The sequence below is a fragment of the Algoriphagus faecimaris genome (assembly GCF_900101705.1).
Classification (GTDB): Bacteria; Bacteroidota; Bacteroidia; order Cytophagales; family Cyclobacteriaceae; genus Algoriphagus; species Algoriphagus faecimaris.
Map to the genome: position 1 here is coordinate 77,127 of NZ_FNAC01000004.1, position 19,599 is coordinate 96,725.

19 protein-coding genes and 1 riboswitch are annotated in these 19,599 nt (G+C 42.7%); of the genes, 8 read left to right on the top strand and 11 right to left on the bottom strand.

Annotated features, from left to right (window positions below; genetic code table 11):
* Positions 1–97: 97 nt before the first annotated feature.
* The 4 genes from BLQ57_RS03250 (at position 98) to BLQ57_RS03265 (ending at position 4,924) form a co-directional block, all read left to right on the top strand.
* The gene (locus BLQ57_RS03250; RefSeq protein ID WP_087937907.1) at positions 98–1,171 is read left to right on the top strand and encodes an anhydro-N-acetylmuramic acid kinase; all 1,074 of its coding nucleotides are present in this window, start codon (positions 98–100) and stop codon (positions 1,169–1,171) included.
* A 73-nt stretch (positions 1,172–1,244) separates the two neighbouring features.
* A complete protein-coding gene (locus tag BLQ57_RS03255; RefSeq protein WP_087937906.1) occupies positions 1,245–2,471 on the top strand; it encodes a Glu/Leu/Phe/Val dehydrogenase dimerization domain-containing protein in 1,227 nt (408 codons plus the stop codon).
* A gap of 184 nt (positions 2,472–2,655) precedes the next feature.
* Complete coding sequence (locus BLQ57_RS03260; RefSeq protein WP_087937905.1) at positions 2,656–4,176, top strand: sodium:proton antiporter; 1,521 nt, start codon at positions 2,656–2,658, stop codon at positions 4,174–4,176.
* Between the two features lie 169 nt (positions 4,177–4,345).
* Positions 4,346–4,924, top strand: coding sequence for a hypothetical protein (locus tag BLQ57_RS03265; protein WP_139162654.1), 579 nt, complete (start codon positions 4,346–4,348; stop codon positions 4,922–4,924).
* Positions 4,925–4,947: 23 nt separating this feature from the next.
* On the opposite strand, the gene BLQ57_RS03270 is transcribed toward BLQ57_RS03265, so the two are convergent.
* Positions 4,948–5,526, bottom strand: coding sequence for a DNA-3-methyladenine glycosylase I (locus BLQ57_RS03270; protein ID WP_087937903.1), 579 nt, complete (start codon positions 5,524–5,526; stop codon positions 4,948–4,950).
* Between the two features lie 86 nt (positions 5,527–5,612).
* On the opposite strand from BLQ57_RS03270, the gene alr reads away from it, so the two are divergent.
* Positions 5,613–6,767: an alanine racemase gene (alr, locus tag BLQ57_RS03275; RefSeq protein WP_087937902.1), complete on the top strand. Its 1,155-nt coding sequence runs from the start codon at positions 5,613–5,615 to the stop codon at positions 6,765–6,767.
* A gap of 26 nt (positions 6,768–6,793) precedes the next feature.
* On the opposite strand, the gene BLQ57_RS03280 is transcribed toward alr, so the two are convergent.
* The 7 genes from BLQ57_RS03280 to rfbC all read right to left on the bottom strand — a co-directional run bounded on the left by BLQ57_RS03280 (position 6,794) and on the right by rfbC (position 13,123).
* Positions 6,794–7,531, bottom strand: a complete 738-nt coding sequence (locus tag BLQ57_RS03280) for a shikimate dehydrogenase family protein (protein ID WP_087937901.1) — start codon at positions 7,529–7,531, stop codon at positions 6,794–6,796.
* Positions 7,528–8,463: a DUF368 domain-containing protein gene (locus tag BLQ57_RS03285; RefSeq protein WP_087937900.1), complete on the bottom strand. Its 936-nt coding sequence runs from the start codon at positions 8,461–8,463 to the stop codon at positions 7,528–7,530. The genes BLQ57_RS03280 and BLQ57_RS03285 overlap by 4 nt, the downstream gene beginning before the upstream one ends.
* Before the next feature lie 59 nt (positions 8,464–8,522).
* Complete coding sequence (locus tag BLQ57_RS03290; protein ID WP_087937899.1) at positions 8,523–9,293, bottom strand: phosphosulfolactate synthase; 771 nt, start codon at positions 9,291–9,293, stop codon at positions 8,523–8,525.
* Positions 9,294–9,310: 17 nt separating this feature from the next.
* Complete coding sequence (locus BLQ57_RS03295) at positions 9,311–10,726, bottom strand: tetratricopeptide repeat protein (protein WP_087937898.1); 1,416 nt, start codon at positions 10,724–10,726, stop codon at positions 9,311–9,313.
* Positions 10,727–10,858: 132 nt separating this feature from the next.
* Positions 10,859–11,809 carry an NAD-dependent epimerase/dehydratase family protein gene (locus BLQ57_RS03300; protein ID WP_087937897.1) on the bottom strand — a complete coding sequence of 317 codons (951 nt, stop codon included), beginning with the start codon at positions 11,807–11,809 and terminating at the stop codon, positions 10,859–10,861.
* 12 nt (positions 11,810–11,821) lie between these two features.
* A complete protein-coding gene (locus BLQ57_RS03305) occupies positions 11,822–12,568 on the bottom strand; it encodes a tyrosine-protein phosphatase (RefSeq protein WP_087937896.1) in 747 nt (248 codons plus the stop codon).
* Entirely contained in the window at positions 12,569–13,123 is a 555-nt protein-coding gene (gene rfbC / locus BLQ57_RS03310; RefSeq protein ID WP_087937895.1) for a dTDP-4-dehydrorhamnose 3,5-epimerase, read from the bottom strand.
* Between the two features lie 186 nt (positions 13,124–13,309).
* On the opposite strand from rfbC, the gene hflX reads away from it, so the two are divergent.
* The 3 genes from hflX to BLQ57_RS03325 all read left to right on the top strand — a co-directional run bounded on the left by hflX (position 13,310) and on the right by BLQ57_RS03325 (position 16,002).
* Positions 13,310–14,575, top strand: coding sequence for a GTPase HflX (gene hflX, locus BLQ57_RS03315; RefSeq protein ID WP_087937894.1), 1,266 nt, complete (start codon positions 13,310–13,312; stop codon positions 14,573–14,575).
* A 27-nt stretch (positions 14,576–14,602) separates the two neighbouring features.
* A complete protein-coding gene (locus BLQ57_RS03320) occupies positions 14,603–15,667 on the top strand; it encodes a PAS domain-containing sensor histidine kinase (RefSeq protein ID WP_087937893.1) in 1,065 nt (354 codons plus the stop codon).
* Positions 15,668–15,768: 101 nt separating this feature from the next.
* Positions 15,769–16,002: a hypothetical protein gene (locus BLQ57_RS03325; RefSeq protein WP_139162655.1), complete on the top strand. Its 234-nt coding sequence runs from the start codon at positions 15,769–15,771 to the stop codon at positions 16,000–16,002.
* 337 nt (positions 16,003–16,339) lie between these two features.
* Here BLQ57_RS03325 and BLQ57_RS03330 read toward each other — a convergent pair whose 3' ends face one another.
* The 3 genes from BLQ57_RS03330 to BLQ57_RS03340 form a co-directional block, all read right to left on the bottom strand.
* The gene (locus BLQ57_RS03330) at positions 16,340–18,727 is read right to left on the bottom strand and encodes a TonB-dependent receptor (RefSeq protein WP_087937891.1); all 2,388 of its coding nucleotides are present in this window, start codon (positions 18,725–18,727) and stop codon (positions 16,340–16,342) included.
* A gap of 134 nt (positions 18,728–18,861) precedes the next feature.
* Positions 18,862–18,958, bottom strand: a riboswitch (TPP riboswitch).
* 70 nt (positions 18,959–19,028) lie between these two features.
* The gene (locus BLQ57_RS03335; protein WP_087937890.1) at positions 19,029–19,286 is read right to left on the bottom strand and encodes a Txe/YoeB family addiction module toxin; all 258 of its coding nucleotides are present in this window, start codon (positions 19,284–19,286) and stop codon (positions 19,029–19,031) included.
* Entirely contained in the window at positions 19,283–19,537 is a 255-nt protein-coding gene (locus BLQ57_RS03340) for a type II toxin-antitoxin system Phd/YefM family antitoxin (protein ID WP_087937889.1), read from the bottom strand. Before BLQ57_RS03340 ends, BLQ57_RS03335 begins: the two co-directional genes overlap by 4 nt.
* Between the last annotated feature and the right edge of the window lie 62 nt (positions 19,538–19,599).

A 19,599-nucleotide genomic window follows, 5' to 3' on the forward strand; every position in this document is an offset into this window, starting at 1 on the left:
TGAATTCGACTTCGCAAATTAAGTAATTCAAAAAAGCAGGCTTTTTATCCCATCTAAAATTATCTTTATAAATCCTTTACTTAACAAACATTAACCCATGAGCACCACTTTGTATCCCGTGATCGGACTGATGTCCGGGACTTCAGGAGATGGTTTGGACTTGGCATACTGCCAGTTTTCCAAAGATGAAAACTGGAGTTTTGAGTTTCTTCACACCAGTACTGTTTCATTTCCGGGTCATTTGAAGGATCGTCTCTTAGATTCTCACCTGCTTTCGGCATTGGACCTGGCTCTTTTAGATGTAGATTTTGGTAAGTGGATGGGGGAAAAGGTCCGGGAATTTTGCCAAACGAATCAGATAGAGCCTCTAGCCGTTTGCTCTCACGGTCACACCGTTTTCCATCAACCTACGAAGGGTCTTAGCCTTCAAATCGGAAATGGCTGGGCACTTCGGGTGGCCTCCGGTCTGCCGGTGATCAATGACTTCAGGATGCTGGATATCCAACTGGGAGGACAGGGCGCTCCCTTGGTACCAATAGGAGATGAGCTGCTTTTCCCGGAAAGCGACTTCTGTGTCAATCTCGGAGGTATAGCTAATATCAGCATGGCTCAAAAAGGGCAACGACTTGCGTTTGATTGCTCACCTTTTAATCTACTGCTCAATCCCTTGGCAGAGACACTCGGGGCTCCCTACGATGATCGAGGCAACTGGGCTAGATCAGGTACAGTAAATCAGGAGTTCTTGGACTTACTCAACCAATTGCCTTTCTATCAACTCAATCAGGCCAAGTCCTTGGGGAGGGAAGATATGGAAGAGACTTTTTTACCATTGATAAAAAAATCAAGAAACTCTCCTCAGGATAAATTGGCCACCTTGATCGAGCACTATGCCTATCAGCTAAGTCAAATCATCCAAAACCATCAAGTAAACGAAAAGCCTTCGGTCTTGATCACAGGAGGCGGAGCCTATAATCAATACTTCATCGAGCGTCTAGATGAGCATTTGCATGGGAACTGGAATCTACTGCCTGCATCAAAGGAACTGATTGAATTTAAAGAAGCGCTCATCTTTGCTTTTTTAGGAGTGCTCAGAATGAGAGAAGAGACCAATTGCCTTGCTTCAGTCACAGGAGCAAGTCAAGACTCCTGCGGAGGAGTCTGGTATCATTGACCATCCAAAAAATCATTCTGGAAAGGGCTGGATATTTTTCTATTTTTGCGCAGCATATAAACCCAAATGATAGATGCAGGAATTATTAAAAAAATTTGAAAACAAACAACCGGAGATCATTTTTGAGTGGTCTGATTCTGAATCAGAAGCAGAGGGATGGGTAGTTATCAACTCCCTACGAGGAGGAGCTGCAGGCGGAGGTACTCGCATGAGAAAGGGGCTGGATAAAAGAGAAGTGGAATCCCTCGCCAAAACGATGGAAGTAAAATTCACCGTTTCTGGTCCAGCCATAGGAGGCGCCAAGTCAGGAATCAATTTTGATCCCAGTGATCCACGAAAAGAAGAAGTCCTCAAGCGATGGTATAAGGCCGTCACTCCTTTGCTCAAAAATTACTACGGCACAGGAGGGGACATGAATGTAGATGAAATCCATGAAGTGATTCCTATCACGGAGTCTTATGGTATTTGGCACCCCCAAGAAGGCATAGTCAATGGTCACTTCCATGCTACGGAGCCGGAGAAAATCCGGAAAATAGGTCAATTGCGGCAAGGAGTTTCTAAGGTTTTAGAAGACCCAAAATTCACCCCTAACGGAGATAAGAAATATACCGTAGCCGATATGATTACAGGCTACGGCGTAGCTGAGGCCGTTCGCCACTATTATCAGCTATGGGGAGGAAATATTAAAGAGAAACGTGCTGTGATCCAAGGCTGGGGAAATGTCGGCGCTGCGGCTGCTTGTTTTCTTGCTGTAGAAGGGGTAAAAATCGTTGGTATTATTGATAGAGAAGGTGGTCTGATCAATGAAGAGGGTTTTACTTTGGATGAGGTCAGAACACTCTTTGTGAATAGAATAGGAAATAAATTGGCTGCTGATAATCTGATCCCCTTTGAAGAAATCAATGAGCGGGTTTGGGATTTGAATTCAGAAATCTTTATTCCTGCCGCAGCTTCCCGCTTGATTACCCGAGAGCAATCCGAGCGAATGGTCAAAGCAGGACTGGAGGTCATCTCATGTGGAGCCAATGTCCCTTTTGCAGATCCTGAGATATTCTTTGGGCCGATCGGGGTCTGGACCGATCAGCAGATATCGGTGATCCCTGATTTTATTGCCAACTGTGGTATGGCTAGAGTCTTTGCCTACCTGATGAGCGATCAAGCCATCGTCACCGATGAGGCGATCTTCAACGATGTCAGTGATACGATAGCCAAGGCACTGAAAAGTACATTTGAAGAAAATCCCGGAAAAACTAAACTGGCTGAAAGCTCCTTTAAAATAGCTTTGGGTCAACTCGTGTAAAACCATTAGAAAGCTTTGCCCGGCAGGAGTTAATTTTTGATTAAATCCGCCGGGCTTCCTTTTTCTGGTTGTGGCAATTTCTTACAAAATCTGTAGTTTAGCATTTCACCTTACAGATTTCTAGGCTTCAAATATTTGCTTAAATTGACCGAAAAGAACTCCCCAGCATACCCCTATTAAACCTATGAAGAACTATATACTTGGCTTATCCTTGCTTTTCGGAATCTTTATTTTTTCCGGCTTTCAATCTGTAGCTGTATATGCTAGTGCTACTACTCCTTCGGTGACTTATTTAGCGCAAGCTGATTCTCAAGAAGAAACTCATGACGCGACAGAAGTTCATGCCGCAGAGGAGCATGGGGAGGAAGAACATCATGTACCGCCCACTTGGCTGGTTATACCTTTTGTCGCCTTGCTGCTGATGATTGCCACGGGGCCTCTGTTTTATGAGCACTTTTGGCATCACAACTACCCTAAAATCGCTGTTGGCCTAGCTATACTTGTGGTGCTTTACTACCTTTTTGTCCTGGGAAATGTACACGGTCCGGTCCATGCATTGGCGGAGTATGTGCAATTTATAGCCCTGCTGGCATCTTTATACATTGCTTCGGGTGGAATTCTGATCGAGATAGATAAAAAGGCTACTCCGATGGCTAATGTAACCCTCTTGATTATCGGCGCTTTAATTTCAAATTTGATCGGTACCACGGGAGCATCTATGCTTTTGATCCGGCCCTTCATCCGACTCAACAAAGGCAATATTCAGGCTTACCATATCATCTTTTTCATCTTTATGGTAAGTAATATTGGAGGCTCTTTGACTCCGATCGGAGATCCTCCTCTATTCCTTGGTTTTCTGAAGGGAATTCCATTCTTCTGGACGCTGGAGCACAACTGGCCTGCTTGGATTTTTGCACTGACCGCTTTGGCTATCGCCTTCTATTTTGTTGATAGGAAATTTGGCCGTGCAGGAGATGATTCCGAATTGGAAGAGACTACCTACACGAATAAGTTCTCTTTGATCGGTGTGAAGAATTTCGGCTGGCTATTTATCGTCATTTGCTCTGTATTCTTGGACCCCAATGTAATCGAATGGGTGCCTGCCATTGTCTATGATGGACAGAAGTTTTCCTTTCTTCGAGAAATCATTATGTTGAGCGTGGCTTACCTTTCTTTTAGATTTGCCGATCAGCGGGCGATCAAAGGAAATGAATTTAACTTCGAGCCAATCAGGGAAGTGGCTTTCATTTTCATCGGTATTTTTGGCACGATGATGCCTGCCTTGGAGCTAGTAGGTAATTTTGCCAAATCTCCGGATGGAGCTGCTCTGATCACGCACAATACATTGTATTGGGGCACAGGTATTCTTTCAGGATTTTTGGATAATGCCCCAACCTACTTAAACTTCTTAGCAGCAGCCATGGCCTCCAAAGGTGCCTCCATTAATAATATTGAGGAAGTGAGACAGTTTGCTGCAGATGGTTTTCATGATTCGGCCTTTGAGCTGATGGCAATAGCGATCGCTTCGGTTTTCTTTGGAGCGATGACTTATATCGGAAATGGACCAAACTTTATGGTGAAATCTATCGCTGAGCAAAGCGGGATCAAAATGCCTTCTTTCTTTGGTTACATTATCCGCTTCTCCTTACCGATTTTGCTACCGCTTTTATTTATCGTTTGGTTGGTGTTCTTCGCTTTTGTATAAAAACTTCATCTAAATCTTACAGGAAACCGGTCTGTTTACAAATAAGCAGATCGGTTTTTGATTATAATATTTCTCTTGCGGAAGGAACTTGAGCTTATTTAAATTGACATTAGGAATAAACTAATTGCTTGAAAAAAAGTACCTTAGTGTATCACTTAAGACTAGGGGCATGCGGTTTAAAACTATTTTTCTTGTGTTGGTCACCTTGCTATTCGTTTCCTGCGAAGAGGAAGAATTTGCACCAAGAGGAAGTCAATTACTTTTGAATCCTAACTTATCGCTTTATTCAGATAATGTTTTTCCTTGGGCTCCGTTGATCCCCAATGAAATTCAATTTGGGGTTAGTCGGGAAGTTTTTCTTACGGGCAATCGATCCCTATTCGTAGAAAATAAGGAGAGATCCACTGCCAATGCTGCCACCTGGACTCAAACTTACACCGGACCCATGCCCGCACCTGGAAGTACCTTGGAGCTGATGGCCTTCGTGAAGGGGGAAGATGTCGTAGACTTGACTGCTGGAGGCAGAGTGCATATTGGGATAAAGGTCTTTCCCTTTGAAAATAGCGAGAGTAGAAATGCTTTCGCCACCAATGAACAGCTTTTTCAAGGTGATTTTGATTGGTTTCTATTGAAGGCTACTTTGGAGAATTTTCCAAAAGATGCGGAAAAAATTCAGGTTCGTTTATTTGTGCCCGATTTGACTCTGGGGAAAGTCTATTTTGATGAAATTAATCTCTTTGCAAGGTAAATGGCCAGGATAAAAGGATCGGATTATTCCTTAACTTCTGAGAACCGAAAGCAATTTACCAAATGATCATTGACTAAGCCGGTAGCTTGCATGTGAGCGTATAGTGTGGTACTTCCCAAAAATTTAAATCCTCTTTTCTTCAGGTCCTTGGCCAATCGATCTGATTCAGGAGAAGTGGCGGGTGCATCCTGCAGGCTTTGAAGCTGATTTTGGATAGGTTTGCCCCCGACAAAAGACCAGATATAATCCGAGAACGATCCAAATTCAGTCTGAATTTCCATGAACCGCTTGGCGTTATTGATGGCGGCTTTGATTTTCAATTTATTTCGGATAATCCCCGGGTCCTGTAGCAGTTCCTCCACATAGCTATCCGGAAACTCCGCCACTTGCTTATAATCAAAATCAGCAAAGGCCTTGCGGTAGCCCTCCCTTTTTTTCAAAATCGTCGCCCAACTCAGACCCGCTTGGGCACTTTCCAAAATCAAAAATTCAAAATGCGTGAGGTCATCATAGACAGGAACTCCCCATTCCTTATCGTGATATTCGATGTATTGGGGAAAACCCAAGCACCAAGGGCAGCGATTAAGAGCTAGTTTGTCCATTTTTTTAAAAGTTTTGAATAAATGTAGAAAAGAATTGGGAATTGGGGCTAGGCTCCTTTAATTTTTGACCTCGCAAAAGAATCAATATGATCGCTACTTCTTTTTTAGAAATCAGTGCCAAAGCTTATCGGCAAAATATCCGCTATATCCGCTCGGAGATCGGTCCCAAACCAACTATTTCTGCTGTGGTCAAAGGAAATGCCTATGGTCATGGGATAGCCGAGATGGTGCATATCGCCGAGGGAGCAGGGGTAAGGCACTTTAGCACTTTCAGTTCAGATGAGGCATGGCTAGTCAAGAAGCACTCCAACAAAAACGCTGAGATCATGATTCTAGGCATGCTTTATCATGAGGAACTAGAGGCACTGATTCAGTCAGAAATCAGTTTTTATGTGTTTGATTTTGAGCGGCTTGAAAAAACAGTGGAAGTTTCAAAAAAGATCGGTAAAGCTGCAAAAATTCATATCGAGTTGGAGACGGGCTTTCACCGCACCGGATTTGAATGGGAGGATCGCGAGCGATTAGTCGAGATGCTACAAGCTGCCAAAGATCATGTGATATTAGAAGGACTCTGTACGCACTATGCTGGGGCTGAAAGTGTGAGTAATTTTGTAAGAGTAAAAAATCAAATTTCAGCCTATTACGATTTCAAAAATTATTTGTCTGAGCATTACCTGTTTTTCAATCGCTACCATACTGCCTGCTCAGCAGCTACCTTGATTTTCCCTGAAACTATCATGGACATGGTGAGAATTGGTATCGCAGGATATGGGTTTTGGCCTACTAAAGAAACTTATTTTGCGAAGCTAAAAGACCTTGAAAATGCCAATAAAAACCCTCTGAAACGCCTAATCACATGGAAAAGTACCGTCATGAGCCTCAAAAAAGTAGCAATGGGTCAGTTTATTGGTTATGGAAATAGCTACATGGCTCTGCAGGACATGAGGCTGGCTATTGTACCTGTAGGCTATGGTCATGGGTATAGTCGATTACTTTCCAATTCCGGCCAGGTGCTTATCGGAGGGCAGTTTTGTCAGGTAGTGGGTACTGTCACCATGAATGCAATTGCTGTGGACATCAGCAAGGTAAAGGGAGTCAAAGCAGGAGATGAAGTGGTGATGATTGGAAAGCAGGGCAAAAAAGAAATCACAGTGGCCTCTTTTTCTGAGTCTACACAACAGGTCAATTATGAAATGCTGACTCGTCTTCCTAAAGATATCCCCAGAAAAATTATTTCTTGACGGTGTAAACTCAGAATTAATTGAGCCTATTCATTCCAGATTTTCCAAGCCGCCTCAGCTTGGAGTTCCAGCATGTCTTGGCCATTCTTTGCCTTCCCTCCCCGATTTAAGCACTCCCGCATCAATCGGGTAACCGGTGGATTGTAAACCAAGTCATAGACAAGATGGTGTTCCGACAATTGCTCCAAGGGAATATTGGCCATTGCCTCCACTTCAGGATAAGTACCCAAAGGTGTGGTATTGATCAGTAAATGATGATTTTTCAGTATCTCCGGGTTCTGCCAGAGTTCTTCATAGGTAAGCTGGTTTTTTCCCGGTCTTCTAGAGACGGAGAGGTAGCTTATTCCCAAATCCTCCAAGGACTGCTTTACGGCCTTACTTGCTCCTCCGGTTCCCAGCACAAGCGCTGAAGGAAGCGTGCTACCGAGCCAGTTTTGGAGAGAATTTTTAAACCCAATATAATCTGTGTTGAAGCCTGTTTTGATTCCATTTTTGATTCGGATACAATTTACAGCTCCTATTTTTTCACAAGCCGGGTCCAGTTGGTCTAATAGGGGGATGACAGATTCTTTGTGGGGGATAGTCACCGAAAGTCCTTCCAACTCTGGGTTCTGGATTACAATATCCTCAAAAGCTGAGATTTCAGGAATTTCATAGAGCTCAAATTGACAGTTTCGGATTTGCTCCTTTTGAAATTTCGCTGTGAAATATTTTTTGGAAAAAGAATGACCCAAGGGATAGCCTATTAAACCGAATTTTCTCATGATTTTTTAAAATAAGCCGCTAATAAATCAATTCCAAGGACGAGGATAATTCCTCCCAAAAACCCAAAAATCGCCCACCCAATCATAGGCTCTTGACCCACCTGCTCCCAATAGGCTTCGGGAAGGAGGTTTTCGGTTAGGAAAGGTTTCTCTTCACCTGAGGAAGAGGTACGGTACTGAGTGACAATTTTCCAAGGCCAAAGTTTATTGATGGACCCTATCATAAATCCCGACAATAAGCCAATCGTAGTGGAAAATAGTCGTCGTAGAAGCCAGGAGATTAATCTGCTAAAGGATAATATTCCTACCACGCAACCCAAAGCAAAGACTCCCAAAGTAAGAATGTCGCGCTCGGACAAGGCTTGCATTACCTGCTCGTATTTGCCTAATATCAAAAGAATAAAACTCCCGCTGATTCCCGGTAAAATCATCGCACAGATCGCAATAGCTCCTGCTACAAAAGTGAACCATAAAGCTTCAGGAGAAGAGGTCGGCGGCAAATCAGTGATCCACCAGGCGATAAGCGTACCTGCTATCACAGAAACGACTACCCCAAGGTGCCAGCGCTTGATCTCCCTGAGAATAATAAATGCACTGACAAGGATCAATCCGCAGAAAAAGGACCAAAGTGGAATAGGATGGGCCTCCATCAAATAGGTGATCAGCTTGGAAAGTGTAAAAACACTTGTCAAAATCCCCAAGACTAGGCTTAGTAGGAAATTGCCATTTACTGCCCGGTAAAATTTTTTCCACTCCATTTTAAGGAGTAATTGAAAGGTGGCTTTATTGAAGGAGTTGATACTCTCGAGAAGCTCCTGATAGATGCCTGTGATCAAGGCAATAGACCCCCCTGATACCCCTGGCACAATGTCGGCGGCACCCATGGCCATTCCTCGTAGGTAATTGAGAAAATAGTGTTGAAGTGATTTCATGGTAAAAATAAAGGCTGACCAAATGGGGATTCGATCAGCCTTCTTTTTGATGAGCTAATTTAAAGTTTGATTTCGCCGAGAAAGTGATCGAAAGTATCTCCTCTGAGGCCGAGTCGGATAGTTTCCAAAGGAATGACTTCCGAAGGACTGATATTTCCCAAGTTGACATTCGCTCCTAGAAGCTTGATAAACCATACTTGCTGAGATTTGATAGGGGCTTCCCAGATGATTTTTTCTTCAGGTACCTGAGTCAAAATCTCCTCTACCAATCCCTGTCTTACTTCTCCAGAATCTCTAAAAAGTCCGACATTTCCTCCCTCTCTTGCTTCACCGATTACTTTCCAGGCTCCGGCTTGAAGCTCGGTTTGCATCTGTTCTATCCACTTGTAGGGAGGGATAATTTTTGCAGCATCTTTGGATCCTACTTCCGAAAGCACCGTGACCTGCTGTGCCAAAGTGGAGATGTATTCACATTTTTTATCGTGATTCAACGAAATGGATCCGTCAGAAACCTCAGCAAAGCTCAAATCATATTTATCCAATACTTTTCTATAGTCGTCAAATTGACCTCTGACGATAAAAGCTTCAAACAAAGTACCCCCTAAATAAACAGGAATTCCAGCTTCTTTGTAGATAGCGATTTTTTGAGAAAGGTTTTTGGTCACATAGGAGGTAGCCCATCCTAATTTGACAATATCCACGTAATCCGAACAGCTGTCTACAAAGTCTTCTACAGCTCTGATGCTGAGTCCTTTGTCCATCGCCATCGTAAATCCCGTATTGCGAGGCTTTTCAGTCCTTACAGGGATATTCTTTAGCACATAATTCATTTGCTTGGTTTTAAAATTTAAGGCTTGAGATTCTCATCTCTATACTGGGCGATCAGCTTGTAGATGGCCTTTTGCTTCTGGAGCTCGGGCATTAACTCATACAACACTGTATGCCGATCAAAGTCCAAAGTTAAGGCATTTTCTAAAAATGTAAATGCTTCCTTGTATTTGCCCATTTTGATCTGGTAAACGACCATGCGATAATAAAGCTCTGCTTCCTCAGGGAGCTCGTCTATTCCCTCCTGAATCACATCGATCGCTTCTTCAAATCGGTTTTGATCAAAGTATATCACCGAAAGATTCACATACGTTTCCATGATTCCCGGTTCGAGATTAATCGCTTCCTCGTAGGCCTCTGAGCTCGCCTGTAGGTTTCCAAGATTAAACTCCGCATCAGCGAGTCCCACCCAGTAGTTGGGGTTTTCTTCGCTGAGCTTGAGTGCTTTCTTAAAATAATGGATGGCTTCAAAGAATTTACTCTTCTTTAGCATGCACATCCCCAGTCCAAACCAGGCATCGTCGTATTCTTCATCAAACTTGGCGGACTTCTTAAAATACTTGAAGGCATCGTCTATTTTGCCCAGTTTTTCATAGGCAGCTCCCATGTAGCAGCAGTTTTCCGCATTGGCTCCTTCGCAATTGATGGTATTTTGATAGGCTTCCAGTGCGAGTTCGTACTGATTGGTATTCATCAGCGCATTGCCCAGATTGAAGTACGCTGAAGCAAAGGTGTCATCTATCAAAATGGCGTAATCATAGGCTTTGATCGCCTCCTCAAATCTTCCCAGCCGATTGTAAACCACCCCGAGATTATACCAAGCCCCTGCGCTGTAAGGATCCTGGTCGATAAATTCCTGATAAAATTCCAAGATTTCATCAAAATTCCCTTCTTCTTCCGTAATCATAGCCAACTGGAAGAGGGCATCTTCGTGATTGATTTTGATTTTTACCGATTCTTTGAAATAGTGACTGGCTTTTTTATTGTCGCCTTTGGCGCGAAATAGATTACCCAAGGAATAAAAAACCTCGGCTCTGTCATCGGCTAATGGGAGAAAATTTTCCAAAAGCTCGATTCCTTCCTGAGGATTTCCTGCCAAAATAAAAGCATTGGCCAGTGCAAGAATGATTTCCTCATTATTGGGAGAAATGGTATTGATACTTTCGAGTATTTCGAGTCCTTCTTCCAGCTCATCGTTGAAGATGAGGCATTGAGCTTTGAGCAATTTGATTTCTACAGAGAAGGGAAATTTCTCCAGTGCAAATTCGGCGGCCCGAAGCGCTTTTAGAAACTTCTGCTGATCAAAGTAAAACCGGATGATATCTTCCAGTTCTTCCTCATCAAAATAAAGGTCAAGATTAGACTTGAGGGAATTTTCGAAGCGTTCCACCAGCTTTTTGTCGTTTTCCCAATCGTGATCGTGATCTCCGGTCATTCGCTTGCGTTAAGGTTAACTTAAGGTACCGAATAAATTTTATTCTTAAATCGGACAGTGCCAATTTTTTTTACCAAAAGGCTGTATAATTTTTATTCGGACTGTGGTTAACGAACCTTTTTCAAAATAAGTTTATTTGGCCCAAGAAAAGGTATCCTTTAGGCTTCGGTACTGAAAATTCAATATATTTTGGACTTTAGCATTAGTATAGTTGATTTTCTGGGAAGAAATCATCGCCGTTTTTTTGTTCAATGGATTTTTGCTGAGGCCAAGACCTCTCATTACACCTGCAAAAAGGACTGCCAGTTTTAGCATCCAAGGAGATGCGTGGACAGTGGGAGCTTTCTTCCCAAAACTTTCCGCCATTTGCTTAAAAAATTCCCGATAGGGAATCGATCCTGCACTGATAATAAATCGCTCTCCCCATTGATTTTTTTGATACAGCTGCTTGGTAAGAGCTACTGCGTCTCTGATATCTATATAATTCAAGTCACCGAGAGGATAGTAGCGGTTTTCTTCCAAAACATAATGGTATAAAGCAGTGCTACTCCTGTCATCTGATACTTTCCCCAAAATCACCGAAGGGTTAACAATTAGCACATCCAACCCTTCCTGTTCTCCTCTCCAAACTTCCAGCTCAGCCCAATATTTGGAAACAGCATAATCCGTATTTAGAGGTGACTCGGTCCATTTATAGTTTTCATCTAGCAGTTTTTGCTCTGAGCTCCGTCCGATAGCCGATACAGAAGAGACATGAATGAGTTTTTTTACCCCCACATTAAGCATGGCGTTGACCAGATTAGTGGTCCCTGTGACGTTGATTTCAAAAAGTGAGTCTTTATCCCTGGGGTCAAAAGATACTTTGCCTGCGGAGTGGATCACCAAGTCTGCATCCTGAAGTGCGGCTTCTAAGGACTCCATATCCGAGAGATCGCCTTCATGCCAGATGACTGTGAGATCATTGGGAATCAGACGATCGGAAGACTCCGGCCTCTTGAGGCCATGAATCTCCCCAATATCCGAAAACTCCTTAGCCAAATAGCTACCAAAAAGTCCCGTGATGCCCGTGATGAGAATTTTCATCCTATAGCAAGATCAAAGGTCCGTGTTATTCCATTTTTGCTCTCGTATACGATCATAGACTTTGGTTTTGGGAAGCATTTCCAACATATCGAGATAACGGCTATTATGGCAGTCTGTTCCAAAAAACTGAACATTTCCCTTTTCCAAGAGCTGCTCTGCAAAGTCCTTTACCTGCTTAGAATAAAACCCGGTCAAGGAGAGTAAATTAATCTGTAGAATTACATTCCTATCAAGCAAATCCTGAAGAAAAGCTTTGTCCGCATGAAGGTATTGATAGCGCTCTGGATGTGCAAAAACGGGTTTATAGCCCGCCATTTCCAGATGAAAAAATATTTCCAACAACATCTGAGGTCGATTGATAAAGCCTGTCTCGACCAAGATGTACTGATCTCCAAAAGTCAGTAGTTTTTCGCCGTTTTTGACCTTATCCAGAAAGATTTCATCCATGTAGTACTCCGCCGCTGCATCGATCTCAATGGGAATCCCCTCGTTTTTGACGGCTTTTCTTAGATCCTCAAGCCCCATTCCGATGATTTCGGGAGTATTTCGATAGTATTCCGACATGATATGGGGGGTGGTAATCAATTTCTTCAGCCCATAGTCAGACAGCCTACGGATGAGTTGAAGTGATTCCTCCATGGATTTGGAGCCATCATCGATTCCCGGTATGAGATGCGAGTGCATATCCGCCTGGATCCAACTTAGATCTAGCGCTTCGATTTCCTCAGGTTTACGTTTAAATAGGTCTAAAATGCCCATTTATAATCCTCCTCCACTAGTTTCGGTAAATTCTTTTAAGCTTGGCCAAGATTGATCCTTGGCAGAAATAATCGCTTGCTCCACTTGCCAGTCGATTGCTAATTGAGGGTCATCCCATTTGATGCCTCCCTCGCTGGCTTGGTGATAATAATTGGAGCACTTGTAAGCAAATATAGCATCTTCTAGGACAGAAAAGCCATGAGCAAAGCCTGTTGGAATATAAAGAAGATTATTTTTTTCAGAATCCAGCATGGCAGCAAAAGATTGTCCATAAGTAGCTGATCCTTTGCGAAGGTCTACGGCGACGTCCCATACTTTACCTTGAATGACGCGTACAAGTTTGGCTTGAGCATAAGGTGCTCGTTGAAAGTGCAGTCCTCTGACAGTGCCTTTCTGGGAGAAAGACTGATTATCCTGTACCCAATCGTTTTCTACACCAAAGGACCGCAACCAATCTGCCCGAAAAGATTCGAAGAAATAACCTCGCTCATCTCTGAAAATTCTGGGTTGGATCTCGAGTACACCGGATAAAGCAGTTTCTGTGATTAGTGCCATGAAAGAATGGTTTTCTGGATTAATTTGTAAAATAACCACTAGCAATTACACTATCCTAATCAATTATGAGGAAATATAACGAACTTTGTATCCTTCAGGTTGAGAATCAAGGCTTCAAGGATATCTTGAAAAAATGAAACTATTCTATTGATTCTTACCTTCTGAGAATGAAACCAAAGCACTTCCATGAGTAAATTTTCGCGAAAGCTCCAAAAATTACACGATACTGCACCCAAACAAGAAACTGCTGTCCTCGTCAGCCTGATCAGGCAAAATCAAAGCGAACAAGAAACAGCAGAGCACTTGGATGAATTGGCTTTTTTGACTGAAACTTTAGGGGTCAAGGCTGTCTATCGCTTCACCCAACGGATGGAAAAACCCGATATCCGGACTTTTGTAGGCAAGGGAAAACTGGAAGAAATCCTGGCCTATGTAGAGCATTTTGAAGTCGATATGGTCATTTTTGACGACGACCTTTCCCCTTCACAAATGAAGAATCTAGAAAACGAACTCAAAGTCAAGGTCTATGATCGATCTCTGTTGATTTTGGATATTTTTCTCAATCGGGCTCAAACTGCCCAAGCTAAAACACAAGTAGAACTAGCTCGATTCCAGTATTTGCTCCCCCGACTTACTCGGATGTGGACGCACTTGGAGCGACAGCGAGGGGGTACCTCTACCCGTGGTGGTGCAGGTGAAAAGGAAATCGAAACCGATAAGCGAGACATCAGGAATAAAATTACCCTGCTCAAGCAAAAGTTAAGGGAAATCGAAAAACAAGGCGTCACCCAGCGAAAAGGCAGAAAAGGAATCGTCCGTGTGGCGCTAGTCGGATATACTAATGTCGGCAAAAGTACCCTAATGAACCTGATCACCAAAACTGATATTTTGGCTGAAAATAAATTGTTTGCCACAGTGGACTCCACGGTACGAAAAGTAGTCCTAGAAAACATCCCATTTTTGCTATCAGATACCGTGGGATTTATCCGCAAGCTCCCTACTCACCTGATCGAATCCTTTAAATCCACGCTCGATGAGATCCGCGAGGCTGATCTGCTCGTGCATGTGGTGGATATTTCTCATCCTAATTTTGAAGATCACATCGGAGTAGTGACGGAGACGCTCCGGGAAATCAAAGCGGGCGATAAGCCAGTGCTTTTGGTTTTTAATAAAATCGATTTGGTAGAGACTATGCCCTCCGAGGAAAAGATCATGGAAATGTCCGAAATAGATCTCCAGGAGGCAGATTATAAAGATTTTGATGCTTTGTCAGAAGCCTATGAAAAGAAGACTGGCCTCAAGCCTGTATTTATGGCTGCTGGATCTGGAGAGAATGTAGAAGAGTTTAGAAAGCGGCTGACCGAAGAAGTAAAAAAACAACATCTAAAAATTTATCCCCATTACCTAGAGGATCAGACGGTGATTTTTGAGGAAAAAGATCTAGATTCCTAAGCCGAAAATCACCATGCTACACTACTTATGAATCCAAAAAGTAGCTTCTCGTATGAAAGGTTTTTTGACCTCACCCCAGACTTGGTCTGTGTCGCTGGCTATGATGGATATTTTAAAAAAATCAATCCCTCCGTTTGTCAATTATTGGAGTATTCGGAAGAAGAACTTTACAGCAGACCGATCAATGAGTTTATTCATCCAGAGGACCGGCCCATTACTCAGGTAAAGAGGAAAAATCTCCAAGCGGCCAAGCCCCTGATCAATTTTGAAAATCGCTACCTGACCAAATCCGGTAAAACGGTCTGGCTTTCCTGGACTTCTTGGCCTATTCCTGATCAAGAGGTAGTTTTTGCCATAGCCAAAGAAGTCACACAAAAGAAAAAACTCGAAACCAAACGAGAAGACCTTTTGAAATCTCTCTCGGAAAAAAACGAAGAGCTTCGCCAACTTACCTACATCACGGCACATGATCTCAGAGCGCCAGTTTCCAGTATACTTTCAGTTTTTGAACTGCTTGATCTGGATAAAATCGAAGATCAGGAAACGGCTGATTTGATTCAATTAATCAAACGATCAACTCTTGGACTGAAAGAAAACCTCAACAAGTACCTCCATTTAATTGCCGAAAAAGACAATTCAAGCACAAAAGAGGAGCTACTCAACTTCTCAGAAGTATTTCATCAGGTCTTGGTAGCTATTCAGCCGCTCATCCAATCGTCTGAAGCAATCTTGGAGGCTGATTTTACACAATCTCCCGAAATCCATTACAATAGACTCTATCTGGAAAGTATATTTTTGAACCTGATCAGCAATTCGATCAAGTACCGGCAAGAGGGAATTACTCCTCAGGTCAAAATTAAAACTGATCGGCTAAAAGGAAGAACAGTTCTTTCGGTAAAGGACAATGGGCAAGGAATGGACCTTGCTCAAGTGGAAGGGAAGTTATTTGGGAAAAATCAGACTTTTCATCAGCATCCAGACAGTAAAGGAATCGGTCTCTATCTTATTTCAAAGCATATATCCAGTGCCGGTGGGAAGATTCAGGTAGAGAGCGAAATTGGGAAGGGAAGCACGTTTACGATTACTTTTTGAAATAATGCTAGGAGTGGTTTTGAAAAGTAGATCGAAAGAAATGTTAGAGCTAGACGGATTGTAATTATTTGCTTTACTTGGCAAGCCTAAACCTAGGGATCTTGAGGCATTTTCATTATATCAATAGAAAAAACGGATTACAAAAACTTGGCGGTATTCTGATCTTGGCCGGACTGATGGTGTTCACCATTCCTTTTTTTGTAGAAGTAGAGACTGCTTTTAGCAAAGTCTTGTTAGTAAGCGGGATTCCCTTAGCCTTAGGGGTAATTATTATTTCCACTTATGGTGGAGTTATCATAGATTTTGAAGCCCACAAACTAAAAAAAATATCATAGCATTTTTTGGATCAAGAGGGGAAAGTGGCAAAGTCTTCCAGAGATTGAAAATGCAGAATTGATTCACCAAACCTACATTGAAACCAATACTCCAAACGGAATCAGCCCAACACTTTCATGGGAAGTAACTGTTTATAAATGCGTCTTACTGGTCAATAGGGAAAAATTTATGGTGTTTGATTATTCAAGGGAGAAGGACACGATAACAGCTTTGGAAATAATTCGAAATGGGTTTAAGCTGTCTTGAGAACTTGCTTTCGCAAAAGAAAGAGTATTGTATAGAAAAAAGCCACAGATTAACGGATGAAAAATTCGTGAATCTGTGGCTTTTATCTTTTTAAAATTTCATACTTACCCCCAAAAGAAAATTGGTCCCTGCTTGAGGATAGTAGAAGTTTTCGGTCACGAGTTCACGTCCATTTCCGCCCGGCACAAAATAGCTGAATGTATAGCCATTGGGCTCGTAGAGCTCATTGAATATGTTGTTAATCAACAGATTGACTTCCAGCCCTTTGAAGTAGCGCGGTTGAGCCGAATAGCTGATTCTCAGGTCGTTGGTGAAGAAAGCGTCAAGAGAGCGGTTCTCATTCGAAGTATTATCGAGAAACTGTCTCCCTACGTACTTGCTCAGCCAGTTTACGGAAAGGTTTTTGGTCGGGTTAAATTCGATAATCGCCGATCCGACCACATTGGGAGAAAACGCAATGTCTGTATCCGTGTAGGTAAAGATCTCTTGCTGAAATTCTTCTACAGAATAATCGTCGATGTATTCGGTGAATTCAGCGATTTTATTTTGGCTGAAGGCGATATTTCCACCCAAGGTCCAAACGGGAGAAAGCTGATAGGCCCCGTCCAATTCTATTCCTGCACGGTAGGAAGAGGCTACATTTTCTCGGATATAGGCTCCCACATTGTTGATTTGTCCTGTGAGAATTAATTGATCCTTGTAGTCCATGTAGTAGAAGTTAGCATTGTAGGTGAAGTCTCCGCTTCGTGCCCGTACTCCTGCCTCTATGTTATTCAGTCGCTCAGGCCGAGGGACTTCTGTGATGGGATTATCTGTAAAATCAGACCGGGTGGGTTCACGGTTGGCCACAGCATAGCTCGCATAATAGGTACGATTCCCTTTTTCGTAAGAAAAACCAAATTTCGGATTGAAGAAGGTATAGTTTTCCTGTCCGTTGACTACCCGCTGATCATCATTGACTCCTTCAAAAGAATAATTGATCCCTCTCACTTGAAGATCTCCGAAAACATTCAATCCCGGACTGATTTCATAAGTGGCCTTGGTGTAGATATTTCGATCGTCTTTGATGGCATTGTTGTCATAGTAGCGATCACGAATATTTGTATTTCCCGCAAATCGAGCCCAGATGACTTCCCCAAAATGTCCGCCATCGTAGCGATTGGCGCCTCCACCGATGATCCAGTCCAATTTGCCATTGTCAGAGATGTAATTGACAGAGCCAACGAAACCGTAGAAATCATTATCCAACCACCTTCTTCGGATAATATCCGAGCTAGCTATCACTTCTTCCCCAATGGTCACATCCGGAAGATTGTAGCTGGCAAAGTCATCGTCTTCCCGAAACTGCTCGTAATATCCGCGACCATAGGTGTAGTGAAGTGCGAGGTTAGTTTTCCAGTTACTGCCAACTTGTCCAGTGTAGATCAACTGGTAATGATCCTGCTGATAATTGTCCGTTTCATTATCATAGGTGTAGTAGTTCCAAGTTCGGTCATTTTCCAATTTGTCTTCGGGAAGCCCCCACCAGGATTGATAAGTTTGTTCCTTTCCGGAGAATGCGACCAACTTGATGACACTTTTTTCTCCGTAATACCCACCGGAAACAAACCAGCTGCTGAGGTCAGAAAATGCCCGATCCACGAAACCATCAGAGGTGATTTTCGAAAGCCGCGCATCTACTGCAAAACGATTGTTAAGTAATCCAGTGCCTGCTTTGACTGTATGTCTCCAGGTATTGAAGGACCCGAAGCCATTGTTGACTTCTGCATAGGCCTCATCTCGACGGGTATCGGTTTGAAAGTTGAGACTGGCACCGAAAGTAGCCGCTCCATTAGTAGAAGTCCCTACGCCACGCTGGATTTGCACGTTCTCTACGGAGCTTGCAAAATCTGGCATATTAACCCAAAATACACCATGAGACTCTGCATCATTGAGTGGAATACCATTGATGGTGGCATTGATGCGGGTTTGATCGGAACCTCGAATCCGAAGACCGGTGTATCCCACGCCCGCTCCTGCATCCGAATGCGAAACCACCGATGGGGTGAAATTCAGCAAAATTGGAATATCCTGCCCCAAATTTCGCTTCGCTAGCTCAGATTTGTCTATGGTTTTGAAGGTCGTCGGGGTACTTTCTGAAGCTCGAGTCGCTGACACAATAAATTCCTCTGAGAGAAAGTCTTTACTTTCTAGGCTGAATACGAGTTCGTCAGCATAGGGCAAAGTGATTTCTTGGGAAACAGACTCATAGCCCAAATAAGATGCTTTAACCGTCAATTTTCCTTCCGGTAATCTAGCGAGGATAAATTTTCCTTCGGTATCTGTCACGGTTCCTCTTCCTGTGCCTTCGGCCCAAATAGCGGCTCCTATGAGCGGAGAATTGGTCGATTGATCCACCACTTTTCCCTTGAGTTGCTGCTGAGAAAAAGCAGCGGTAAAAGTCAGGCATAAAGCCAGACTTAGCCATAAATTTTTCATGTTGATAAAATCCCTTGCGGGTGATTGAGTGAAACATGGGAGAACTTAGGGGAAGTCATCCGTGATTGTTTACCCGTTTTGCAAAAGCAAAATCCAAAAACTCAGGCGGTACCATTTCTGATTTTTTGTACGATTACTCTGCTTGCTCATTTCCCTTCGCCGGCACTACCCGGATCAGGTAATATGGGTATGATCTCAGCCCGTAATTTTAGGGCACCCCTTATGATCTGCGACAAAGGTAGGAGGGAAAAGTTGGAAAGCAAAAAAAGTCATTTAAGTCTTTTCTAGCTTTTTTTTAGAATCAATCGTAATGAAATCTACACTTTGCAATTAGAATTTCATCATCTTTTACCTGATAGATTAATCGATGTTCTTGGTCTATTCTTCTTGACCAAAATCCTGAATATTTGAATTTTAATGGTTCTGGTTTTCCAATTCCTTCAAAAGGATGTCTGGAAATATCTTTTAAGAGCTCGTTGATTCTTTTCAGTTTCTTTTTGTCGGTTTTTTGCCAATAGAGATAGTCCTCCCAAGATTCTTCAACGAATACGTATTTCATTCTTCAAGCAGTTGTTTCTCGAATGATTTTCCGGATTTTAACTTTTGAATAGCTGAATCGAGACGCTCTTCATTTGTTTTAGAGGAAAGTTCATGATGGGTGGCTTTCAGGGAATTGTATTCGGCTAATGACATGATCACAATTCCGCTATCCTTGCCTCTGTTGATAATTAGTGTCTCAAAGTTTTGGGAAATTTGATCAAAATAACGCTTGATATCTTTTCGAAAATCTGATAATGTAGTAGTGAGCATAGAGATAAATTTTGTACACAAATATGTACATAAAAAATTAAAGAAATGTTATCAAAAAATTT

What these genes read in the sequence shown, in the direction of transcription:
- BLQ57_RS03250 (WP_087937907.1), top strand. Translation starts at nt 98, where the DNA reads ATGAGCACCACTTTGTATCCCGTGATCGGACTGATGTCCGGGACTTCA.
- BLQ57_RS03255 (WP_087937906.1), top strand. Translation starts at nt 1,245, where the DNA reads ATGCAGGAATTATTAAAAAAATTTGAAAACAAACAACCGGAGATCATT.
- BLQ57_RS03260 (WP_087937905.1), top strand. Translation starts at nt 2,656, where the DNA reads ATGAAGAACTATATACTTGGCTTATCCTTGCTTTTCGGAATCTTTATT.
- BLQ57_RS03265 (WP_139162654.1), top strand. Translation starts at nt 4,346, where the DNA reads ATGCGGTTTAAAACTATTTTTCTTGTGTTGGTCACCTTGCTATTCGTT.
- BLQ57_RS03270 (WP_087937903.1), bottom strand. Translation starts at nt 5,526, where the DNA reads ATGGACAAACTAGCTCTTAATCGCTGCCCTTGGTGCTTGGGTTTTCCC.
- alr (WP_087937902.1), top strand. Translation starts at nt 5,613, where the DNA reads ATGATCGCTACTTCTTTTTTAGAAATCAGTGCCAAAGCTTATCGGCAA.
- BLQ57_RS03280 (WP_087937901.1), bottom strand. Translation starts at nt 7,531, where the DNA reads ATGAGAAAATTCGGTTTAATAGGCTATCCCTTGGGTCATTCTTTTTCC.
- BLQ57_RS03285 (WP_087937900.1), bottom strand. Translation starts at nt 8,463, where the DNA reads ATGAAATCACTTCAACACTATTTTCTCAATTACCTACGAGGAATGGCC.
- BLQ57_RS03290 (WP_087937899.1), bottom strand. Translation starts at nt 9,293, where the DNA reads ATGAATTATGTGCTAAAGAATATCCCTGTAAGGACTGAAAAGCCTCGC.
- BLQ57_RS03295 (WP_087937898.1), bottom strand. Translation starts at nt 10,726, where the DNA reads ATGACCGGAGATCACGATCACGATTGGGAAAACGACAAAAAGCTGGTG.
- BLQ57_RS03300 (WP_087937897.1), bottom strand. Translation starts at nt 11,809, where the DNA reads ATGAAAATTCTCATCACGGGCATCACGGGACTTTTTGGTAGCTATTTG.
- BLQ57_RS03305 (WP_087937896.1), bottom strand. Translation starts at nt 12,568, where the DNA reads ATGGGCATTTTAGACCTATTTAAACGTAAACCTGAGGAAATCGAAGCG.
- rfbC (WP_087937895.1), bottom strand. Translation starts at nt 13,123, where the DNA reads ATGGCACTAATCACAGAAACTGCTTTATCCGGTGTACTCGAGATCCAA.
- hflX (WP_087937894.1), top strand. Translation starts at nt 13,310, where the DNA reads ATGAGTAAATTTTCGCGAAAGCTCCAAAAATTACACGATACTGCACCC.
- BLQ57_RS03320 (WP_087937893.1), top strand. Translation starts at nt 14,603, where the DNA reads ATGAATCCAAAAAGTAGCTTCTCGTATGAAAGGTTTTTTGACCTCACC.
- BLQ57_RS03330 (WP_087937891.1), bottom strand. Translation starts at nt 18,727, where the DNA reads ATGAAAAATTTATGGCTAAGTCTGGCTTTATGCCTGACTTTTACCGCT.
- BLQ57_RS03335 (WP_087937890.1), bottom strand. Translation starts at nt 19,286, where the DNA reads ATGAAATACGTATTCGTTGAAGAATCTTGGGAGGACTATCTCTATTGG.
- BLQ57_RS03340 (WP_087937889.1), bottom strand. Translation starts at nt 19,537, where the DNA reads ATGCTCACTACTACATTATCAGATTTTCGAAAAGATATCAAGCGTTAT.